The 22,004-nt window shown below is 69.2% G+C and carries 17 protein-coding genes; 6 read left to right on the top strand and 11 right to left on the bottom strand.

Going from position 1 to position 22,004, the window contains the following annotated elements; genetic code table 11:
- Positions 1-179: 179 nt before the first annotated feature.
- The 5 genes from OXM58_01750 to OXM58_01770 are packed head-to-tail and all read right to left on the bottom strand — an operon-like array spanning position 180 to position 6,974.
- The gene (locus OXM58_01750) at positions 180-812 is read right to left on the bottom strand and encodes a precorrin-8X methylmutase (GenBank protein ID MDE0147070.1); all 633 of its coding nucleotides are present in this window, start codon (positions 810-812) and stop codon (positions 180-182) included.
- 11 nt (positions 813-823) lie between these two features.
- A complete protein-coding gene (gene cobG / locus OXM58_01755; protein MDE0147071.1) occupies positions 824-2,158 on the bottom strand; it encodes a precorrin-3B synthase in 1,335 nt (444 codons plus the stop codon).
- Entirely contained in the window at positions 2,155-5,526 is a 3,372-nt protein-coding gene (cobN, locus tag OXM58_01760) for a cobaltochelatase subunit CobN (GenBank protein ID MDE0147072.1), read from the bottom strand. The genes cobG and cobN overlap by 4 nt, the downstream gene beginning before the upstream one ends.
- Before the next feature lie 3 nt (positions 5,527-5,529).
- On the bottom strand, positions 5,530-6,567 hold the full coding sequence (cobW, locus tag OXM58_01765) for a cobalamin biosynthesis protein CobW (protein ID MDE0147073.1): 1,038 nt from the start codon (positions 6,565-6,567) through the stop codon (positions 5,530-5,532).
- Positions 6,564-6,974 (bottom strand): DUF1636 domain-containing protein, encoded by a 411-nt coding sequence (locus OXM58_01770; GenBank protein MDE0147074.1) that lies wholly within the window; start codon positions 6,972-6,974, stop codon positions 6,564-6,566. Before OXM58_01770 ends, cobW begins: the two co-directional genes overlap by 4 nt.
- A gap of 173 nt (positions 6,975-7,147) precedes the next feature.
- Between OXM58_01770 and cobU the strand changes: the two genes are divergently transcribed.
- The 3 genes from cobU to OXM58_01785 are packed head-to-tail and all read left to right on the top strand — an operon-like array spanning position 7,148 to position 9,827.
- Positions 7,148-7,669 (top strand): bifunctional adenosylcobinamide kinase/adenosylcobinamide-phosphate guanylyltransferase, encoded by a 522-nt coding sequence (cobU, locus tag OXM58_01775; protein ID MDE0147075.1) that lies wholly within the window; start codon positions 7,148-7,150, stop codon positions 7,667-7,669.
- Positions 7,666-8,280, top strand: coding sequence for a cob(I)yrinic acid a,c-diamide adenosyltransferase (gene cobO / locus OXM58_01780; protein MDE0147076.1), 615 nt, complete (start codon positions 7,666-7,668; stop codon positions 8,278-8,280). The genes cobU and cobO overlap by 4 nt, the downstream gene beginning before the upstream one ends.
- 32 nt (positions 8,281-8,312) lie before the next feature.
- A complete protein-coding gene (locus tag OXM58_01785; GenBank protein ID MDE0147077.1) occupies positions 8,313-9,827 on the top strand; it encodes a cobyric acid synthase in 1,515 nt (504 codons plus the stop codon).
- Here OXM58_01785 and cbiB read toward each other — a convergent pair.
- Positions 9,814-10,797: an adenosylcobinamide-phosphate synthase CbiB gene (cbiB, locus tag OXM58_01790; GenBank protein ID MDE0147078.1), complete on the bottom strand. Its 984-nt coding sequence runs from the start codon at positions 10,795-10,797 to the stop codon at positions 9,814-9,816. The genes OXM58_01785 and cbiB overlap by 14 nt on opposite strands.
- Positions 10,798-10,857: 60 nt before the next feature.
- Between cbiB and cobD the strand changes: the two genes are divergently transcribed.
- Positions 10,858-11,862 carry a threonine-phosphate decarboxylase CobD gene (gene cobD, locus OXM58_01795; protein ID MDE0147079.1) on the top strand — a complete coding sequence of 335 codons (1,005 nt, stop codon included), beginning with the start codon at positions 10,858-10,860 and terminating at the stop codon, positions 11,860-11,862.
- 176 nt (positions 11,863-12,038) lie between these two features.
- On the opposite strand, the gene OXM58_01800 is transcribed toward cobD, so the two are convergent.
- From OXM58_01800 to OXM58_01810, 3 genes are read right to left on the bottom strand one after another with little or no spacing between them, the layout of a single operon-like run.
- Positions 12,039-12,809 (bottom strand): adenosylcobinamide-GDP ribazoletransferase, encoded by a 771-nt coding sequence (locus OXM58_01800; protein ID MDE0147080.1) that lies wholly within the window; start codon positions 12,807-12,809, stop codon positions 12,039-12,041.
- A gap of 15 nt (positions 12,810-12,824) precedes the next feature.
- Entirely contained in the window at positions 12,825-13,850 is a 1,026-nt protein-coding gene (gene cobT, locus OXM58_01805; GenBank protein ID MDE0147081.1) for a nicotinate-nucleotide--dimethylbenzimidazole phosphoribosyltransferase, read from the bottom strand.
- 58 nt (positions 13,851-13,908) lie between these two features.
- Positions 13,909-14,751, bottom strand: a complete 843-nt coding sequence (locus tag OXM58_01810; protein MDE0147082.1) for a MoxR family ATPase — start codon at positions 14,749-14,751, stop codon at positions 13,909-13,911.
- 256 nt (positions 14,752-15,007) lie between these two features.
- Between OXM58_01810 and OXM58_01815 the strand changes: the two genes are divergently transcribed.
- Positions 15,008-15,514 (top strand): hypothetical protein, encoded by a 507-nt coding sequence (locus OXM58_01815; GenBank protein MDE0147083.1) that lies wholly within the window; start codon positions 15,008-15,010, stop codon positions 15,512-15,514.
- 366 nt (positions 15,515-15,880) lie between these two features.
- Here OXM58_01815 and mfd read toward each other — a convergent pair whose 3' ends face one another.
- Both mfd and OXM58_01825 read right to left on the bottom strand, forming a co-directional pair.
- Positions 15,881-19,438 (bottom strand): transcription-repair coupling factor, encoded by a 3,558-nt coding sequence (gene mfd, locus OXM58_01820; protein ID MDE0147084.1) that lies wholly within the window; start codon positions 19,436-19,438, stop codon positions 15,881-15,883.
- Positions 19,431-19,709, bottom strand: a complete 279-nt coding sequence (locus OXM58_01825; GenBank protein ID MDE0147085.1) for a succinate dehydrogenase assembly factor 2 — start codon at positions 19,707-19,709, stop codon at positions 19,431-19,433. Before OXM58_01825 ends, mfd begins: the two co-directional genes overlap by 8 nt.
- Positions 19,710-19,891: 182 nt before the next feature.
- Here OXM58_01825 and recG point away from each other — a divergent pair, with 182 nt between their 5' ends.
- Complete coding sequence (gene recG / locus OXM58_01830) at positions 19,892-21,973, top strand: ATP-dependent DNA helicase RecG (protein MDE0147086.1); 2,082 nt, start codon at positions 19,892-19,894, stop codon at positions 21,971-21,973.
- Positions 21,974-22,004: the final 31 nt, after the last annotated feature.

Genomic DNA, 22,004 nt, shown 5'->3' on the forward strand with positions numbered 1-22,004 from the left:
CCCCCCCCCCCCCCCCCCCCCCCCCCCCCCCCCCCCCCCCCCCCCGCGGACCCTGGCGCAGTGCTGGGATCGGACGGCGGCGCAGCGGCAGACGACCCCTCCCCTAACCCCTCCCCCAAGGGGAGGGGGATTCGAGCGGCGCCCTGTTGCAGTAGCTTCCAAGGGACTTTCCCTACGGATCATTCGCGGTCGCTCGCCAGCGCATTGACCGCTGCGGTCGCCATGGCGCTGCCGCCGCGCCGGCCGCGCACGATGAGATGGGGCAGGTCCGTCCGGGCCGCCAGCGCTTCCTTGGACTCGGCCGCGCCGACGAAGCCGACCGGCACGCCGATCACCGCCGCCGGCGCCGGCGCACCTTCGTCCAGCAATTCGAGCAGGCGGAACAGCGCCGTCGGCGCGTTGCCGATGGCGACGACGGCGCCGGCCAGCCGCTCGCGCCACAGGTCGACCGCCGCTGCCGACCTGGTCGTTTCCATGCGCTTGGCGAGTTCCCGGACAACCGGCTCGTCGAGCGTGCAGACGACCTCGTTCCCGGCCGGCAGGCGCGGCCACGTGATGCCGCTGGCAATCATGTTGGCGTCGCACAGGATCGGCGCGCCGGCGCGCAGGGCCGCGCGCGCGGCTTCTGCAAAACCCGGCGAGAATCCAAGGTCGCCCGCCAGATCGACCATGCCGCAGGCGTGGATCATGCGTACTGCCACCCGCGCCTCTATCCCGGACAGGCCGGAAAGGTCGGCTTCCGCCCGGATCGTCGCAAAAGACTGTTGGTAAATCGCTTCGCCGTCGCGACTGTAGTCGTAGTACCGCGCCACGTTGCCCGTCCCTATTCCGCCGCGGTCCCGACGGTTTCCGGGACCGGGATTTTGCAGACCGCCGAAAGCGGGGTCGCCAGGGCCTCCGCCGCGGCTTCCCGCGCCAGATTCGTGAGGTCCGGCGCATCGCCCGCCCGTCCGTTCCGGACAAGATCGTAACCGCCCGGCATCGCGACCAGCGCCGCACCGGCCGGCGCCGGATGGGCGCAGCCTTTCGCGCAGCCCGAGACATGGAGCAACCCCGTTCCCGGCAGCCCGGCAGAGGCCAGGAAGGCTGCGTCGGCGCGGGTGTCCGCATATCCGCTCGCACAACGCGGCCGGCCGGCGCAGGCGACGATCCTGCGGCGCGGATCGTCGGGTTCCGCGACGAGCCCGATATCCGCGGCCGTATTTCGGAGGTCGAAGGCGTCCGCCGGCGAAACGCCCCACAGGACAAAGGATTTCCAGGGCGTTACCCGGATTGTGCCATCGGCATAGCGCCGCGACAGGCCTGCCAGCGCAACGAGCCCGTCGGCTTCCATGCTGCCGAACGGCGCGGCAATCGCGAAATACCCCCATGCCGCGTCCCGCACCGGAGCGAAGCCGGCCGGCGGAGGTTCCGCCGCTCGCGGCGGTCCGGATTCCACCAGCCGAACCCCGTTCAGGCCCGCCGCCTCGAAAACGGCATCGACGCCGCAGGCGGCAACCATCGATTTCATGCGCCGGGCCGAGGATGTGGCCGCCGCGTCTTGCGCCCCTTTTCTCCATGCCAGAAATGCCATCAGCAGCCGGCGGACCGCGTTTTCCACCGCATCTTCCGGCAGGCGGAGCGCACGGTCGCCGCCGGCCAGCTCGACCGTCAGGCGATCACCGTCGGCCCGGATCGCGATATCCGCCGTGCGGCCGGCGAGCGGCAGGGCGACCCCGGCGTCGACCAGCAGGCCGAACTTGTCCGGCAGCGCATGGAGGGCCTGATCGTTTTCCAGAACAGCGCTCAACCGGTGCGCCAGAGCATGCGAATCGAAGCGCACAGCGGGATCGTCTGGCCCCAGCGGATCGGCGAGGACGTTGCGCACCGCCTCCGCCTCCGGCGTCGCGGCGGCAAGCCCGATCCCGGCCATCGCCGCAGCGAAACCGCCGACCGTACCGTCCGTCAGGCCGCGGACTTGCAGATGGCCCCGGTTGGTCGGCTCGATCATGCCGTTGCCGTAGCGCCGGGCCGCCTGCGCGACAGCCTCCGCCTGCCCGGCCGTCAGCGTCGCCGCGCGCGGCTTGATGCGCACCAGCAGACCGTCGCCCGACTCCATGGGCGTCAACAGGGACGGGCACCAGCCTTTGGTTACCTTTTCGATTGACGGGCCGGTCATTCGACGTCCCCGCGCAGGACCGCCGCCGTCGAGTTGCGCCGCGGCTGCCACAGGCTGCGGTCGAGCGCCTCGTTGAACCGGCCGATCATGGCGCCGCGCGCCGCCGGGTTGTTCTCCCGCAGGAACGCATCGACATCGCGGTCGCCCAGCGTTGCGTCGAAAATCAGGTCGAACTGGCGGTCGAGCCGGTCCGGCATCGTCGCAGCGAAGGCGAACACGCCGTCGAGCGCGCGCGCAATCTCGGCGCCGCCGCGATAACCGTGACGCATCATGCCGGCGATCCACGCCGGGTTGGCCGCCCGTCCCCGCACGATCCGGGTGATTTCCTCGGTGAGAGTTCTGGCCCGCGGCATCCCGGGATCGGCGGTATCGAGGTGATAGACTTCGGGTTCCGCGCCCAAGCAGTTTGCCGCAGCGAGGAAACCGCCCTCATGGGCCGCAAAATCGGTCGAATCGAGCAGATCGACGTCGCGGTGATCCTGGGCATGGATCAGGGCGTCGGCAGTGCGCACCCGGTCGGTAAACCCCTCGGGATCGGGCCGGCCGTCGAGCCCCTGTCCGTAGGCGCTGGCCGACGCGATGAGGTAGCTCTCGCCCAGGTCTTCGCGCGCCGACCAGATGCCGCTTTCGATCAGCGGGGACACGCCCGCACCGTAAGCGCCGGGAGCCGATCCGTAGATGCGCGCGGTCGCCTTGCGGAAGGCGGTTTCGTCCAGATTGCCCGCGATACCGGCCAGCGGATTGACCTCGGCGCTTTCCTGCCGCCGCCCGATCGCCCGCACCACCGCGTCGAACATCGCGATCTGCGCTTCGAACGCGTCACGGAACAGGCCGGAGACGCGCAGGGTCACGTCGACCCGCGGCCGGCCCAGCCGGTCCGCCGGGACGATCTCGAAGCCGGTCACCCGGCCGGCGCCTTCGTTCCACACGGGCTCTGCGCCGACCAGCAACAGCGCGAGCGCCAGGTCCTCGCCGCCGGTGCGCATCGTGGCGCTGCCCCACAGGTCGATCATCAGCGCGCGCGGCCACTCGCCCTTTTCCTGCAAATGCCGGCGGATCAGTTCGTCGGCCGTGCGCCGGGCCAGCACCATTGCGGAATGGGTCGGCACGGCGCGCGGATCGACGGTGAACATGTTGCGGCCGGTCGGCAGCACGTCGCCCCTGCCGCGCGTCGGCGCACCGGATGGGCCCGGTTCGACGAACCGGCCGTCCAGCGCATTGAGCAGCGCGCGGCGCTCGGAGGCGGCGCAGGCGTCGAGCCGCGCCTCCAGCCCAGCCTGCCGCGCTTCCGGCGCATGCCGCTGCAACGCCGACAGCAGCGCCGTTCGGCGCTCGGCCGCCGGAACCCGGCCGAAGACATGCAGCCCGTCGCGGATTTGCAAATCCTTGACGTCGCACAGATAGGTATCGAGCCGGGCCAGCCGGTCGTCGTCGGACAGGTCGCCGCCGGCGCCGCACTCTTCGAGCAGGCCGAGGGTTTCCGCCCGCTCCAGGATTTCGCCGCGCAGCAGGCCGGTGCGCCGCCTGTCGAGCCCGTCCGCGCCGGCATATTCGTCGATCAGCCGCTCCAGTTCGAGACCGGCGCCGTGGCTCCCGGCAGCTTTCAGAGGCGGGGTCAGATGGCCGATCGTCACCGCGCCGAGCCGCCGCTTGGCCGCCGCCGCCTCGCCCGGATTGTTGACGATGAAGGGATAGGCGACCGGGATGCCGCCGAGCAAGGCCGCCGGGAAGCAGGCTTCGGACATCGCGACCGCCTTGCCGGGCAGCCATTCCAGCGTGCCGTGCGCGCCGAGATGGATCATGGCGTCGATATCCTCGACGCAGCGCAGCCACAGGTAGAAGGCGACATAGGCGTGGCGCGGCGGGACGTCCGGATCGTGATACAGCGCCTTGCGGTCGGCTTGCCGGCCGCGGTCCGGCTGGATCGCGGCGACAATCCCGCCGTAGCGCCCGTGGCGCAGGCAGAAACGGCCGTCCTCGACCGCGGGATCGTCCTCCGGCGCGCCCCAGGCTTCGAGAATGCGCGCCTGCGCCGCTTCGGGCAGCGCCGCGAACAGCCGGCGATAGGTTTCGAGATCGAGGACCGGGCGCGGCGGGCCGTTGCACAGGTCTTCGACCAGATCGAGCGCCGACACCCCCGCCTGAACGTCGTAGCCAGCCTCGCGCAGCAGATCGAGGATCCCGACGCCGCTCTCGATCGTGTCTAGGCCGATGGCATGGGCGAGCTGGCCGGCGGCCGGATAGTCGGACAGCACCATGCCGATCCGCCGCGCCTTGCGCGGGCGCTGCGCCAGCCGGATCCAGCGCACGGCCTGTTCCGCGGCAAGGGCGATCCCCTGCGAATCGGGGGCGTGGCTGGTCCGGGCATATTCCAGACTGTCCTCGCGCGCCTCTTCCGACTTGAAGGAAATCGCCGTCGTCGAAAGCCGGCCGTCGAGTTCCGGCAGCACGATCTGCATGGCGAGATCGGACTGGGAGAGGCCGCGGGCCGATTCGGCCCAGGCCGCGCGGGACGATCCGGCCAGCATCACCTGGAGCACCGGCACGCCGGCGGCGTCGAGCGGCGACCCCGCATCGTCGCGCCGCGCGGAAAAGGCTGTCGCGTTGAGCACGATGTCCGGTTCGATTGCCTTCAGGCGGTCGGTTACGAAGGCGGCAGTCTCCGGCTCCTTGAGGCTGTTGACATAGAGGCCGACCGTCCGGATTCCGCGTTCCGCAAGCCGCACCGCCAGATCGGTCAGCGGTGCGATATCTCCGGCCAGCAGATAGGCGCGATAGAACAGAACGACGGCCGTTGCCGTGCAGTGCTGCGGGTCCGGCGCCAGCGCCTGTTCGCCGAACGGCGGGACGGGCCGGAGGTGCATCTTCGGAGCGGGCCGCAGGCCGGCGAGATGCGCCATCCGCGCCAGCGCGAGACCGACATTGTGCGGGCCGCCCTCGGCGAAGCAGCGGTCCAGGCGCTCCAGGTCTCCGGGCGCGACGGTGGACAACCCGGCAAGCCGCGGATCGGGCCGCCCGTCGCCGGGCACCAGTGCCAGCGGGATGTTCCGTTCGGCGCAAGCCCGGGCAATTTCCTCGATGCCGTAGCGCCAGAAATCCAGTCCGCCGAGCAGGCGCGCCGCAACCGCGCGCGACCGCGCGATCACCTCCTCGACATAGACGTCGACGGACAGCGGATGCCGCAACTTTCCGATATTGGCGAGCCGCAGCGACGGCAGCGCTTCGCCCAAATCGCGGCACGCCACCGTGGCGGCCGCCAGGTCGGTATCCGCGAAGGACAGGAACACCATGTCCGCCGGGCTCTGGCCGAGATCGACGGCAACGTCGGTTTCGTCCAGGCTGTGGGCTTCGCGGAACAGCAGGTGCATGGGTCAGGCAGCAAGCGCCGCGGTAATGGCCGGGCGGTCCATGCCGGTCTGCCCGATGACGACCAGACGGGTCTCACGGCTTTCTTCGACAGCCCAGGGACGGTCGTAGTGATGGTTGATCCGTTGCCCGACTCCCTGAACGGCAAGGCGCATCGGCTTGCCGGCGACCGCGACGAACCCCTTGATCCGGAGGATGTCGTGCGCGGCCGCAATGCGCGACAGGCGGTCGGCGAACGACTCCGGCGACGCGATTTCCCCGAGCGCCACGTCAAAGGATTCGAAGTCGTCGTGCTCGTGGTCGTCCTCGCCGTCATGGTGCGACGGCCGGGCGGCCAGATCGTCCTCCGCCGCTGCGTCGAGGCCGAGCAGGATCGCCGGATCGACCGCGCCTTCCTGCGTTGCAATCATCCTGAGCGAGCGGCCGGCCGACTCGGCGATCGACTCGCGCAACTCCGGCAGCGTCTCCGCCTCCAGCAGGTCCGTCTTGTTGAGGACGACGATATCCGCCGCCATGAGCTGGTCTTCGTAGAGTTCCTGGAGCGGGTTGTCGTGTTCGATGGAGGGGTCTTCCCGGCGCATCGCCTCGACGGCCTCCAGATCGTCGGCGAAGCGGCCTTCGGCGACCGCCGGACCGTCGATCACGGCGACCACGCCGTCCACCGTCATGCGGGATCGGATGTCCGGCCAGTCGAACGCCTTTATCAGCGGCTTGGGCAGCGCCAGGCCGGAGGTTTCGATCACGATATGGTCGGGCGGTTCGTCCCGGTCGATCAGCGCCTGCATGGTCGGCAGGAAATCGTCGGCCACGGTGCAGCACAGGCAGCCGTTGGCCAGCTCGACGATATTCTCCTCCGGGCAGTCCTCGATCCCGCAGCTCTTCAGCGTCTCGCCGTCGACGCCCTCCGCGCCGAACTCGTTGACGATGACGGCGAGCCGCCGGCCGTTCGCGTTGCCGAGCAGATGGCGCACCATCGTGGTCTTCCCGGCGCCGAGAAAGCCGGTGATGATGGTGGCGGGAATTTTGGCGGCGGAATAGCTCATGCATTCTCTCGCGGTTCGGGGAGATCGTCGGGATGGGCCGGCACGCGGGCGACGATGACGTCGCGCAGGGAAGGCGCGCGCTTCGACGGCATGACCACGCCGGTCTTCGATGCGGCGTAGACCAGCGCGTAGTCGATCACGTCGTCCGCCAGCTCGGCCGAGAGGTAGCCGGCGAGATAGGCCCATTTGCCCGGCGCCGAGACCGCCAGGCTGCAGCCGTGCTCGCAGTTGGCCATGCAGGTGACCGGATTGACCCGGACCGAGTCCGCCAGATGCCGCACGTGCAATCGGTCCACGACCGCCGCGTGCAGCCGGGCGCCCGCGGTGTCCTCGCCCGGCGCGGCGGGTTCCTCCCCCGCCGGCTTGCAAGTCAGGCAGATATGCAGAACCGGGCGCCGGTCGGTCATCCTTATGTGCCCCTGTTGCACCCTGTCCGGCCCGGCTGCATCCAATTTGCGCCTAGGCTAAAGGCATCGTCGCCGCTACTTATGCGTGCGCCCGAAGGGGTGTCAAGCGAATGGCCGGGCCGGTTCCGGGCGGCGAATTCGGGAACCGCCGGACCGCACGATCCGGGAGCGCCATGACTCTCGATAACCTCACTCTCGTCCTCGGAGGCGCACGCTCGGGCAAGAGCCGCCACGGCGAGGCGCTGGTCGAGGCCGCGCCGCCGCCCTGGTACTACATCGCGACCGCCGAAGCCCTGGACGACGAAATGCGCCGGCGCATCGACAAACACCGGAAACGGCGCGGCGCCGATTGGCGGACGGTCGAGGCGCCGCTCGACCTCGCCGCCGCCCTGGACGCCGCCCCGGACGGCGCGCCCGTATTGGTCGATTGCCTGACGCTGTGGCTCAGCAACCTGATGCTCGAGGACCGCCCGGTCGGCCCGGCGGCAGACGGATTGATCGAGGCGCTGGAGCGCCGGAATGGCAGGACCGTACTGGTTTCGAACGAAGTCGGCCTGGGAATCGTCCCGGAAAACCGGCTCGCCCGGGACTTCCGCGATGCCGCCGGCAACCTGCACCGCAGGGTTGCTGCAATCGCGCAACATGTGCACTTCATGGTGGCCGGGATTCCCATGATCGTCAAAGGACCGCAATGAGCGACGACACCGAACAGAATGCCCGCCACAAGGCGAAGATGGCCCACCGCAAGGCGGTGCAGGATGCCGAGGTCGCCTCGAAGCAGATCGAGAAGGGCCTGCTCATGGTCCATACCGGCACCGGCAAGGGCAAGTCGACCGCCGCCTTCGGCCTGGCCCTGCGCATGATCGGCCGGGGCCGCAGGGTCGGCGTCGTCCAGTTCATCAAGGGTGCTTGGTCGACCGGCGAGAAGATCGCGCTCGAGGCGATGGCGCCGGACATGGTCGAGTGGCACGCGCTGGGCGAGGGCTTCACCTGGGAGACCCAGGACAAGGCGCGCGACATCGCGGCGTGCCGGAAGGCCTGGGAGACCGCGCGCGCCATGATGGCGAACCCGGACTTCGGCTTGGTGATCCTGGACGAACTGAATATCGCCCTGCGCTACGATTACCTGCCGCTCGACGAGGTGCTGGCGGGGCTGGCCGCGCGGCCCGAGACGCTGCACGTCGCGGTGACCGGCCGCAACGCCAAGGCGCCGCTGGTCGAGGCCGCCGATCTCGTCACCGAGATGACTCTCGTGAAGCATCATTTCAAAGCCGGCGTGAAGACCCAGGAGGGGATCGAATACTGATGCCCCCCAAGGGCGTTTAAGGCAGAGCGGTCATGGGCGGAGCGGTCATGGGCCGGGCGGTCATGCTGCAGGGCACCGGGTCGAATGTCGGCAAATCGGTCCTCGCCGCCGGCCTGCTGCGCGCCCTGTCGAACCGCGGTCATACGGTCAGCCCCTTCAAGCCCCAGAACATGTCGAACAACGCCGCGGTCACGGCCGACGGCGGCGAGATCGGCCGGGCCCAGGCGCTCCAGGCGCGGGCGGCGCGCGTCGCCCCGAGCGTTCACATGAATCCGGTCCTGCTCAAGCCGAGTTCGGAGACCGGCGCGCAAATCGTGGTGCAGGGCAAGGTGACGGGCGACGCCCGCGCCCGGGAGTTCCAGACCATCAAACCCCGGCTGATGCCGCAGGTGATGGAGAGTTTCGGGAAAGTGCGCCGGGGCGCGGATTTCATCGTCGTCGAAGGCGCGGGCAGCGCATCGGAAACGAACCTGAGGACCGCCGACATCGCCAACATGGGCTTCGCCGCCGCCGCCGACATTCCCGTGGTGCTGATCGGCGATATCGACCGCGGCGGCGTGATCGCCTCGCTCGTCGGCACCGGGGCCGTCATCGCACCGTCGGACGCGGCCCTGGTCGCCGGCTTCATGGTCAACAAGATGCGCGGCGACCCTTCCCTGTTCGACGACGGCATGGCGGAGATTGCCCGGCGCACCGGCTGGCCGGCTCTTGGGCTGGTGCCCTTCTTCGAACCGGCCCGCTACCTGCCCGCCGAAGATTCCTATGACCTCTCGGCCCAGAACGGAGACGGGAACGACGAGGGGAACGGCGACGGGGACACAGGTGGCGCGGCGGGCAAGCCTGTCCGGATTGCCGTGCCACACCTGCCGCGGATCGCCAATTTCGACGATCTGGACCCTTTGAAAGCCGAGCCGGATATCGACCTGAAGCTGGTTGAGCGCGGCGCACCGCTGCCGCCCGGCCTCGACCTTGTCATCCTGCCCGGCAGCAAGGCGACGATCGCGGACCTGTCGGCCTTACGCGACGAAGGCTGGGATATCGACATTCTCGCCCACCGGCGCCGCGGCGGGCGGGTCCTCGGCCTGTGCGGCGGTTTCCAGATGCTCGGGCGGACGATCTCGGACCCGGACGGTCTGGAAGGTCCGCCCGGATCGGTCGATGGCCTGGGCCTGCTGGAGGTCGATACCGTCCTGACCGCCCCGAAAACGGTCGCCGAAGTCACGGGCGAATCTGTCGGGGGCGGCACGCCCTTTTCCGGCTACGAAATTCATATGGGCCGGACCTGCGGGCCGGATGCGGAGCGGCCGGTCCACCGGCTGTCCGACGGCAGGCCGGACGGCGCGCGTTCGGCCGACGGCCGGGTTGTCGGCACCTATGTGCACGGGCTGTTCGGCAGCGACCGGCACCGTGCCGAATGGCTGCGCAGCTTCGGCGCGAAGAGCGGTATCGATTCGCACGATGCCCTGGTCGACCGGACCCTCGACGAGCTGGCCCGCCACCTCGAAGCGCATGTCGATCTGGACCGCCTGATCGCTATAGCGCGATAGCGAGAAACAGGATGCAAACCGCAGCGGCCTGGAACGTGCAGGCCCGGCGGTAGAGACCGAGCGCCCGGTCAATATCGTTCGGCGTCGCCGCCGCCCGTCCGTCGCCCATCCACGGGTCGTCGACGAAGGATTCGGCATACTGCCGCGGACCGCCGAGGCGCAGGCCGAGCGCCCCGGCCATGGCGGCTTCCGGCCAGCCGGCGTTGGGCGAATGGTGGCGGCGGGCATCGCGCCGGACCGCCCGGAGCGCGCCGGCCGGCGACGCGCCGGGCATCGCCATCGCCGCAAGCACGATCCATCCCGCGCTCAGCCGCGACGCCGGCAGGTTGACCAGATCGTCGAGCCAGGCGGCAAAGCGGCCGAACTGCCCGTAGCGTTCGTTCCTGTGGCCGATCATGCTGTCCGCCGTGTTGATCGCCTTGTAGGCCGCCGCGCCGGGCAACCCGAACAGGGCGCACCAGATCGCCGGCGCCGTCACGCCGTCGGAAAAATTCTCGGCGAGGCTTTCGATGGCCGCGCGGGCGACGCCGGCCTCGTCCAGGGCCGCCGGATCGCGGCCGACGATGCGCGCAACCTGCTTTCTCCCTTCCGGCACCCCCCCGAATGCAAGTCCTTCCCGAACCGCCGCCACATGGTCGTAGAGGCTACGCTGCGCGAAAAGGGACGACGCGAGAACGGCCAGGCAGAGCACGGCGGCGAGCCACGGCAGAAGCCCGACGGCCATACCCTGCAGTATGGCGGCAGCGCCGGCCGAGACGATCAGCATTGCCGCAACGCACCACACACCGTTGAGGCGCCGCTGCGGATCGGGCAAGGTCGGCCGGTTCCAGCGGCGCTCGATCCGCTCGACGAGCGCGCCGATCCACATAACGGGATGGCCCAGCAGGCGGGTCAGGCTCTTCGGATAGCCGAACGCCGCCTCGACCAGGAGGGCGGCGGCCAGGAGAAGCAGATTGGTCTCGAACCACATTTCGGCCGTCACGATCCCCGCCGCAGCCGGACGGGCCCCGAACGGGCTGGAGTCCGCCGCATGATTCGCCACGGCGGCGATCTCTCCCGTCTGCGCCGGCGGTTTCCGGACGCGCCGGAACCGCTGATCGACCTGTCGACCGGCATCAACCCCTTTTCCTATCCCGTGCCGGCAATCCCCGACACAGCCTATACGCGCCTGCCGGAGCAGGCACAAATCCGACAGCTCAAGGAAGCGGCAGCGGGCGCCTACGGCACACGCGATCCGGAGTTGGTCGCCGTCGCCGCGGGAACCCAGCTCCTTATCTCGACCCTGCCGCGCATTCTCCCGGCGGCACAGGTCTCCGTCCTCGCGCCGACCTATGGCGAACATGCCGCCGTCTGGTCGGCCGCCGGCGCCGCGGTCATCGAAGGCGGGGAACCGGACGTGCTGCATTCCGGCAGCGTCGCCGTCCTGTGCAATCCGAACAATCCCGACGGGCGAAGGCTGGATGCAGCGGCGATCGAAACCCTGCAATCGCAAAGGGCGCGGCGCGGCGGCCGGCTGATCGTCGACGAGGCCTTCGCCGAATTCGGCGACGCACATCTGAGCGTTGCGCCCGCCGTTCCGCTGCCGGGCCTGATCGTTCTGCGCTCGTTCGGCAAGGCCTACGGGCTGGCCGGCGTGCGCCTCGGCTTCCTGATCGCGGAGCGCGGCATCGTCGAGCGGGTGGAACAGGCGCTCGGGCCGTGGCCGGTTTCCGGCGTCGCGATACACATCGCCTGCATGGCGCTCAACGACGCGGCGTGGCGGCAGGAAACGGCCGGGCGGCTGACGACGGCCGGCGCCAGGCTGGCTTCGCTGCTGGCCGGATACGGCCTCGAATCGGTCGGGTACACGTCGCTCTTCCGCCTGGTGCGGCACGAGAAAGCGCCGGCCGTGGCCGACGCGCTGGGACGCGCCGGAATCCTGGTCCGCGACTTTCCGGACCGGCCCGACTGGCTGCGCTTCGGCCTGCCGCCCGACGAGGCCGCCTGGACCCGGCTCGACAGCGCCCTGGCGGCAGTGCCCGACGAATCGCAATAGCCGGCCCGGCGCGCGCATCGTGCGGCCACCATCGTAGGGGAGGGTTTGAAACCCTCCCCTACAGCGCCGGGTCAATGGGACGGAAGAGGATGCGAGGCGCGCGGCGGCCGGGCCACGACAAATCGCGATACATCACGACATTTCCCGACACGTCCGCGCGTCGTGACCTTCCTGCCTCAGAGGCAGGCCAGCAGGCCGAGATAGGCGCCGATCTCGCTGACCTGCTGGGTCGCGCCCAGGGTGTCGCCGGTATAGCCCTTCAGCTTCGGCTGGAAAAACGCCCGGGCCGCTACGTGGCCGCAGATTGACCCGATGAGCGCGCCGAAGGCGGCAGCCGGAGATGCGGCGAGTCCCAACAGGACCAGGCAGGCCAGCGCCGTCCCTCCGGCGGTCAGGTGTGCGGTCTGTGTGACCGGGCCGGCAACCGGGCTCGCGATTCCGGACGATCGGACATAATTCGCTGTCGCGATCACGACCACGACGCTCCACCGGCTGAGTCCGTGCGCAGCGATCAGGAGGGCGAAGCCGATCCACGGCGGCACGCCCGCGACGGCGAAAACCCTGACCGCGAGGATGAGTCCGAGCGCGAGCACGCCGTAAACGCCGATCCGGCTGTCGCGCATGATCTCCAGCGCGCGCTCGGCGGTACGCCCGCCGCCGATGCCGTCCGCCGTGTCGGCGAGCCCGTCCTCATGCATGGCGCCGGTCAGCAGCGCGGTGGCGGCAAGGGCCAGCACGGCCGCAGAGAACGGACCGAACAGGCCGTATGACGCCGCAAAGACCGCGCCGCCGGCCAGCCCGACAAGGATGCCGACCGCCGGATAGTAGCGCACGGCCGCGGCGTCGAGCTCGGGCGCGTAATCGATGCCCCGGGCGGCCGGAACCCGCGTCAGCATCTGGCAGGCGATCCGGAACAGGAGCCATTGGCGGGCGAGCGCGGACCGCATCCCACGCCCCCGGCCCTAGGCCGGCCCGCTGACGCCGGCGCTCTCGAAACTCGCCATGTCCGTGAGCATCGCCGACGACGCCCGGACGACCGGCCAGGCCAGCAGCGCGCCGGTGCCTTCGCCGAGGCGCATCTCCAGGTCGAGGATCGGCCGGGCGGCGAGCGCATCGAGCATCGTCCGGTGCCCGTGCTCGGCAGAGCGATGGGCGTAGATCAGGTTGCGTTCGGCCGCCGGTTCGATACCCAGGGCGACGACGGCAGCGGCGGTGGCAATGAACCCGTCGACCAGAACCGGCCTGTTCGATTGCGCCGCGCCCAGCATGGCCCCGGCCATCATCGCGATTTCGAATCCGCCATATTCCGCCAGCGCCTGCGCGGCACCCAGGTCCGGCGCGGTCCGTTCGGCGGCAGCTTCGAGAATGGCTGTCTTGTGCGCCAGGCCGGCGTCGTCCAGCCCGGTGCCGCGCCCGGCAAGGTCGGCGACCGGGAGGCCGAGCAGCTTGTGGGCGAGGAGCGTCGCCGCGGAGGTGTTGCCGATACCCATTTCGCCGAAGCACAGGACATCAGCCGGGCTTTCTTCGGCAAGCTGCCGGCCGGCCCGCAAGGCGTCGTCGCGCTGCGCCCCGGTCATTGCAGGCTCAACAAGGCAGTTGCGGGTCCCCGGCCCGATGCGCCGCTGCACGAGATCGGGATGATCGATCGGGTCGCCGCCCACACCGGCATCGACCACCCGGACCGACGCGCCGACCGCTTCGGCAAAGACGTTGGCCGCCGCACCGCGATTCAGAAAGTTCAGGACCATTTCCCGGGTTACAGCCTGGGGATACGCGGATACGCCTTCCGCCGCGATGCCGTGGTCCGCCACGAAGATGGTCAGTTCGCAGGAGTCGAGCCGGGGCGCGACGGTTCCGGTCGCGCGCGCCAGTTGCAGCGCGACCGCCTCGACCTGCCCCAAGGCGCCGAGCGGCTTGGTCTTGCTGTCGATCAGGTCCCGGACGGTCCGCTCAAAGTCGGCGTCCGGGCCGGCATTGCGATCCGTCATGGGATTCGGCGGCGCCCCGTACCGTCGCGTCTCTTGCCCGCGCCTTGTTGTCCCCGCCCTATTGCCCTCTGCGGGCCATGAAGATCAGGCGCTCGAACTGGTGGACGTCCTGCTCGTTCTTGACCAGCGCGCCGTAGAGCGGCGGCAGGATCGCCTTCATGTCGTCGGATTTCAGCGCCTCGGGCGGGATGTCCTCGACCACCAGCAGCTTGATCCAGTCGAGCAGTTCCGACGTGCTCGGCTTCTTCTTGATGCCGGGCACCTCGCGGATGTCGTAGAACGCCTTGAGCGCGGCGCGCAGCAGGTTCTTCTTCAGGCCCGGATGGTGGACATCGACGATCTGTTCCATCGTCTCGTGGTCCGGGAAGCGGATATAGTGGAAGAAGCAGCGGCGCAGGAAGGCGTCCGGCAGTTCCTTCTCGTTGTTCGAGGTGATGATGACGATCGGCCGGTGCCGGGCCCGGATCGTCTCCCGCGTCTCGTAGACATGGAACTCCATGCGGTCGAGCTCGAGCAGCAGATCGTTCGGGAACTCGATGTCCGCCTTGTCGATCTCGTCGATCAGCAGGACGGGCGCGTCGTCGGCCTCGAAGGCCTCCCACAGCTTGCCCTTCTTGATGTAGTTGCGGATGTCGTGCACCCGCTCATCGCCGAGCTGGGAATCGCGCAGCCGGTCGACTGCGTCGTATTCGTACAGGCCCTGCTGCGCCTTGGTCGTCGACTTGATGTGCCATTCGATCAGCGACTTGCCGAGCGCCCGGGCGACCTCCTGGGCCAGCACGGTCTTGCCGGTGCCGGGCTCGCCCTTGATGAGCAGCGGTCGTTGCAGGGTCACGGAGGCGTTCACCGCCACCATCAGGTCTTCGGTCGCGACATAGCTGTCGGTGCCGGTGAAACGGATCTGTTCGGTCATCGAAAGGCCTGTGGTTCGGGACTGAGCGCGCTGGCGGCGGCGCACCCGCATGGGTGGCCGCACCCTAGGCGGGACCGGCGCGCCGATCAAGCGGCGGTCTGTCCGCCGGCCTTGAGCCGGAAAGCGGCGGTCCGGAGCGGCGATCGGGCAAGGGCGGCTAATTTGGGTGTCGTTCGAACCCGGAATTTAAATCGATACAATATCGGTGTCGACAGCTGCGCAGCGGCGGTGATAATGTTGCGCCATGATCGTGAACCTGGCCGGATTCGTTGCGCTCGGCGCCATGCTGCTCACGCTGTTTACGTGGCTGCGCCAGGATAATCGTGCGCTGCGCGCCGAGATGCGCGCCGAAATCAAGGAACTTCGCGCCGAAATGAACGCCCGCTTCGCGAAGCAGAGCGAAGAAATGAACACCCGCTTCGAGAAACAGGGCGAAGAGATGAACGCCCGATTCGGGAAACAGAGCGAAGAGATCGGCCAGTTGCGTGATCGGACGGCGCGCATCGGCAAAGAGGTCGACCAGCTGCACGAACGGACGGCGCGCATTGGCGAAGAGATCGACCAGCTGCACGATCGGACGGCGCGCATTGGCGAAGAGATCGGTCAACTTCGCGAACGCACGGTACGCATTGGCGAAGATATCGGCCAGTTGCGCGAGCGATCGGCGCGCATCGAGGGTCTGCTGGAGGCAAACATACTGCGCGGCAAAAGGGGCGCCGCGCCGGAACCGCCGCATCCCGAAGCCGCCTGAACCCGCCCGAATCCGCCTGCGGCGCCGAAGCGATTTCGGCGGCCGGCCCCTTTCGCGGAGGACTGCCGGCGGCACGGGCGCGGTGCGAGGAATAATATTATCCGGAATACGAAATTATCTCTTGACATTTCCAGTTTTGTTCTCTATTTGATCTCTTATCAGCGCCCGGAGTGCGTCTGCCGCAGTCCACAACAATATAGGTATAAATACCTTATTGCGATTAAATTGCATCTTTCCCGAGGAGATTTTTCCGGCAATTCCAAGGAGTTAGAAAGAACGGGCTGCAAAAAAATTGGAAAAATCAGACCGGTCTGTCCATTTTAAGCCGGCAAAAAATCGGGCAATTTCAACCGGCCCGCGGCTCGGTCAAGGCCCGCCGCCGGTCTCCGCGCCGCCGGTCTCCGCGCCGCCGGTCTCCGGGACGCCGGACCCCTCCCTTCCGCCCGCCAGCCCGGCCAGAATCTTCAGGATGGTCTTGACGCCGCGCATCCGGGCGGCGGCATCCTCCCAGTTGCGGCGGAACAGCAGCGTCTGATCCGGGCGCAGGGTCACCGTGCCGCGCTCGCCGGCGATGTAGGCGACCAGGGCGTCCGCGTCCGGAAACAGGTCGTCGTGGAAGGCGATCGCCGCGCCCTTGGGGCCGGCGTCGATCTTCGCGACATGGGCGGGATAGCACAACTGCTTGATCGCAACGGTCTCGATCAGGTTTTCGACCTCGGGCGGCAGGGCGCCGAACCGGTCGACCAGTTCGGCGGCAAAACCGTCGAGATCGGCGGGCTCGGCCAGGTCCGACAGGCGGCGGTACAGGCCGAGACGGGCGCCCAGGTCCGGAACGTAGGTCTCGGGAATCAGTACCGAGGCGCCGAGGTTGATCTGCGGCGACCAGCGCGCCCGGGCGGGGGCGGCATCGGCATCCTCTCCCTGCCGCGCTTCGGCGACCGCCTCTTCCAGCATCTGCTGGTACAGTTCGATCCCGATTTCCCGGATATGCCCGGACTGCTCCTCGCCCAGCAGGTTGCCGGCGCCCCGGATGTCCATGTCGTAGCTGGCGAGCGAGAAACCGGCGCCCAGCGTATCCAGGGTCTGCATGACTTCCAGCCGCTTCAGGGCCGTGCCGGTGATCTTCCGGTCCTCCGGCAGGGTCAGATAGGCGTAGGCGCGGGTCTTCGAGCGCCCGACCCGCCCGCGCAGCTGATAAAGCTGGGCGAGGCCGAACCGGTCCGCCCGGTGCAGGACGATGGTGTTGACCGTCGGGATGTCGAGGCCGGATTCGATGATGTTGGTCGAGAGCAGGATGCGCACCTCGCCGTCGTAGAATCGCGCCATGACCTGCTCGAGGTCCGCCGCCGCCATCTGCCCGTGGGCAATGGCGTAGCGTACGCCGGGCGCCAGGCGCGTCACCCGCTCGGCCAGAAGATCGAGGTCGCGGATGCGCGGGCAGACCCAGAAAACCTGCCCGCCGCGCAGCAATTCCCGGCGGATGGCCTCCTCGATGACCACCGAATCGTAGGGCAGCACAAACGTGCGCACGGCGAGCCGGTCGACCGGCGGCGTCGCGATCAGGCTGAGGTCACGCACGCCGGCGAGCGCCAGTTGCAGCGTCCTCGGGATTGGCGTTGCGGTCAGCGTCAGGACATGGACGTCAGCGCGCAGCGTCTTCAACCGCTCTTTCTGGGCGACGCCGAAATGCTGCTCCTCGTCGACGACCGCCAGGCCGAGCGTGCGGAAGCGCACGGTCTTGCCCAGCAGGGCATGGGTGCCGACGACGATATCGAGGGTCCCGGCCTCCAGCTCCTTTCGGGTGCGCGCCGCCTCAGCCGGCGCCACGAGGCGGGACAGTTGGCCGACCCGGACGGGAAACCCCTCGAACCGCTCCCGGAAGGTCCGGAAATGCTGGCGCGCCAGCAGGGTCGTGGGGACGATCACGGCGACCTGCAACCCGGCCATGACCGCCGCGAACGCCGCGCGCAGGGCGACTTCCGTCTTGCCAAAGCCGACATCGCCGCACACCAGCCTGTCCATCGGCCGGCCGGACGCCAGATCGTCCAGGGTCTCGTCGATCGCACGGATCTGATCGTCGGTCTCGGCGAAGGGGAACCGCGCGGAGAACTCCCGGGCCGGGCCCTGCGATCCGTCCGCGACCGGCGCCTTGCGCAATTCGCGCCGGGCGGCAATCGCGATGAGCTGCCCGGCCATTTCCGCAATCCGGCCCTTCACCCTGGCCTTGCGCGCCTGCCAGGCCGTGGTGCCCAGCCGGTCCAGCGTGGCGGTTTCCGAATCGCTGCCGAAGCGGGACAGCACGTCCATATTCTCCGCCGGCACGAAGAGCGTGTCGCCGCCCTGGTAGGCGAGGCGCAGGCAATCGTGGTCCGCACCGGCGGCGGCGACGGTCTCCAGCCCCTCGTAGCGGCCGATGCCGTGCTCGCGATGGACGACCAGATCGCCCTGGCTCAGCGTCGACAGTTCGGTGAGGAAGGCGTCGGTCCTGCGGTCTCTTCCGGGCCGGCCGCGCAGCCGGTCGCCGAAGATGTCCTGTTCGGTGATGACGACCAGGTCGCCGCTCTCGAAGCCGTGGTCGAGCTCCGCCACGGCCAGGAACAGGCCCTTTTTCTGCCCGTCCCACCGGTCGATCCGTTCGGGCGACAGGCCGCCGGCCTCATTCAGGAGGCGGGCGAGCCGCTCGCCCGAACCGGCGCTGCCGGCGAGCAGGACCACCGGCCGGCCGGAGCGCCGCACCGCCTTTATGTGCCCGCTCACCGCTTCGGCGACCGGAACCTTCTCGCTCGCCCGGATATCGGCGAAACTGCGGCCGGCGCGGCCGGAGATTGTAGCATCGGGCACGTCGGAGGCCATGCCCTCCGGTGCGGCAAAGGGCGAGAAGGTGCCGGCGTTCGTGCGGCGGAGCAGCCCGGTCCACTCTTCCCCGTCCAGAAAGAACCGGCCGGCCGGCACGGGTTTGTAGACGAACTGTCCTGCCGATTTCGGCGCATCGTCCATATGGCTGCGCCGCGCTTCGAAATAGTCGGCGATCGTATCGAGCCGGGCCGCGACCGCCTCGGCCGCCTGAAAGTCGAGGGTGACGCGTGCATCGGGCACATAGTCGAACAGGGTGGCCATCCGGTCGTAGAACAGCGGCAGCCAGTGCTCCATGCCGGGAAAGGCCTGGCCCGCCGAAACGGCCTCGTACAGCGGATCGCGGGTCGGATCGCCGGAAAAGGCCGCGCGGTAGGAATCGCGGAAACGGGTGATCCGCCGGTCGGTCAGCACCAGTTCCGACACCGGCCGCAGAACGACCCGGCCGCTCGCCCGGATCGTGCGCTGGGTCAACGGATCGAAGCGGCGGATCGCCTCCAGGTCGTCGCCGAAAAAATCCAGCCGCACGGCGTAGTCCAGCCCCGGCGGATAGATGTCGAGCAGGCCGCCGCGCAGGGCGTATTCGCCCGGCTCGCGCGCGGTGCCGACCCGCCGGTAGCCCTGCCGGAGCAGATAGCGCAGCACCGCCGCCATCGGCGTGCGCTGGCCCTTCTGCAGGGCCACCAGCGACTTGTGGAAGGTTTCCGCCGGCGGCACGCGCTGCAGGGCGGCGCTCACCGTCGTAACGACCAGCCTGGGCTTGCGCCCGCTTCGCCCGGCCAGCCGCGCCAAGGTCGAGGCGCGGGCGGCGAGGATATCGGCGTGGGGCGAGGCGCGGTCGTAGGGCAGGCAGTCCCATGCCGGAAAGCGCAACAACGCAGCCTCCGGCCGGAAGAAGCGGACCAGGGACACGATCTGGCTCAGGCGGCGATCGTCGGCCGCAACATGGACAACGTCGCCCCCGGCCGACAGCGCCGCCAGGATGCGCGCGTCGATACCGGCGGGCGCGCCGTGAATGACGCCCGCGCCGGCCCGGTGACGCGGCCGTTCCTGCGCCTCGGCCTCAGGCATGGCGTGTCCGTTGAAAGGCGATCACGTCACGCAGCACCGGCGTGTCGTAGGCCGGGTCCGGCGGTTCAAACCCTACGATCCAGCCATAGACGTCGGGATCGGGCGCCATCAGCAGATCCTCATACTGGGCGAGGGCCGCCTCGTCGTAATCGGCCAGCCGGGCATCGGCGAACGGCCCGAACAGCAGGTCCAGCTCCTTGGTCCCCCGGTGCCAGGAGCGAAAGGTCAGCCGCCGCCGCCAGGTTTCGATGTTTTTGTTTTGTTCCGCCATAAAACCTGTTTGCGCCCCGAAACCGGGCGTCCCCGCGGCACATTCCATAACCCGCAACGGCCGGCTCGTCACACGCGACGCATCGGCGCTCCGCCATCGTCCGGCAGATTCGGCCGTTCGTCGGTGGCCGGGCGCGCTCTCCGCTCTTGCGCTGCGGGCCAAGCCTTCGGACACTCTCCGTCATGCGTCCGCAATCCCTGTTCCCGATCTTCGGCGATATCGGCGCGCTGCCGGGCATCGGCCCGCGGCTGAAGGGGCTGGTGGCGCGGGTCGCCGGGCCGCGCATCGTCGACCTGCTGTGGACCCTGCCGACCGGGCTGGTCGACCGTCGCCATGCCCCGAAGGTCGCCGAAGCCGTGATCGGCGAGATCGCCACCATCACCGTGCGGATCGACGCGCACGAACAGCCGGGCGCGCCAAAGCGGCCCTATCGCGTCATCTGCTCCGACGAAACCGGCTTCCTGACCCTGGTGTTTTTTCACGCCAAACAGGACTGGCTGGAAAAGACCTACCCGGTCGGAGAGACCCGGGTGGTCAGCGGCCGGGTCGACGAGTTCGGCGGCGGCCGGCAGATGACCCATCCGGATTTCGCAGTCCCGGCGGCACAGGCGGACAGCATCCGGATGGTGCATCCCGTGTATCCGCTCACCCAGGGTTTGACGCGCACGGCCATGAAGCGGGCGATCGACGGCGCGCTCGATCGCGCTCCCGTGCAGCCGGAATGGGCCGATGCAGCCCTGATCGCGCAGCGGCAATGGCCAGACTGGCGCGAGGCCCTGCAACGGGCGCACCGGCCGGAAAGCGGGCCGGACCTGCTGCCGGATGCTCCGGCGCGGGCGCGTCTCGCCTATGACGAACTGCTGGCGACCCAGCTCGCCCTGCTGCTCGTGCGCCGGCGCCAGCGGCGCGTCCAGGGCCGTGTGCAGGCCGGCGACGGCCGCCGGCGCGCAAAGATCGCCGGCGCCCTGCCCTATTCCCTGACCGGTTCGCAGGAATCGGCGTTGGTCGAGATCACCCGCGACATGGCGGCGCCGGCGCGCATGGCCCGGATGCTCCAGGGCGATGTCGGCAGCGGCAAGACAGTCGTGGCGCTGCTGGCGATGGCAGCGGCGGTCGAGGCCGGCGGCCAGGCCGCGCTGATGGCGCCGACCGAAATCCTCGCCCAGCAGCATTGCGAGACACTCCGGGGCCTGGGCGCGCCGGCCGGTCTGCGGGTCGAACTGCTGACCGGGCGGCTCAAGGGCGCCGGACGAAAGGCGCTCACCGCGGACATCGAAGCGGGAAACGTCGACATCGTCGTCGGCACCCACGCGCTGTTCTCGGAGGACGTGAATTTCCGCGACCTCGGGCTGATCGTCATCGACGAGCAGCACCGGTTCGGCGTCCAGCAGCGCATGGCGCTCGCCGGCAAGGGCAGCGGCGTCGACATGCTGACAACGACGGCGACGCCGATCCCGCGCACCCTGATGCTGGCGGCCTACGGCGATATCGACACCTCGAAACTGACCGAGAAGCCCGCCGGGCGCCAGCCGGTGGACACCCGCGCCATGCCGCTCGACCGGCTCGAACAAGTCGCCGCCGGCATCCGCCGGACCATCGACGGCGGCGCACAGGCATTCTGGGTCTGTCCGCTGGTCGAAGAATCCGATGTCCTCGACGTCACCGCGGCGACGGCGCGGCACGCCTGGCTGCAGGAGCGCTTCGGCGGGACCGTCGAACTGGTCCACGGCCGGATGAAGCCGGCGGAGAAAGACGCCGCCATGCAGCGCTTCCTGGCGAACGAGACGGCCGTTCTGGTCGCCACGACGGTGGTCGAGGTCGGCGTCGACGTCCCGAACGCCAGCGTCATGGTGATCGAACACGCCGAGCGATTCGGCCTCGCCCAGCTCCACCAGCTGCGCGGCCGGATCGGGCGCGGCGCGCGCAAGTCCTCTTGCGTGCTGCTTTACGAGCCGCCGCTCGGCGAGACAGCGCGGGCGCGGATCGACGTGCTGCGCAAGACCGACGACGGCTTCGTCATCGCCGAGGAAGACCTGCGCCTGCGCGGCGGCGGCGAGGCCCTGGGCACGCGCCAGAGCGGCATGCCGGCCTTCCGGCTGGCGCGCTTTCCCGAACATGGCGGCCTGCTGGAGATCGCCCGGACCGACGCCCGCGTTGCCCTGGAACGGGATCCGGAACTCAAAAGTCCGCGCGGCGAAGCCCTGCGCACCCTGCTCTATCTGTTCGAACGCGAGGAAGGCGTCCGGATGCTGCGCTCGGGATAGGCGCCAATTGGCGGCGACTCCTTCGGATTCC

It is taken from the genome of Rhodospirillaceae bacterium, from assembly GCA_028819475.1.
Taxonomy (GTDB): Bacteria; Pseudomonadota; Alphaproteobacteria; order Bin65; family Bin65; genus Bin65.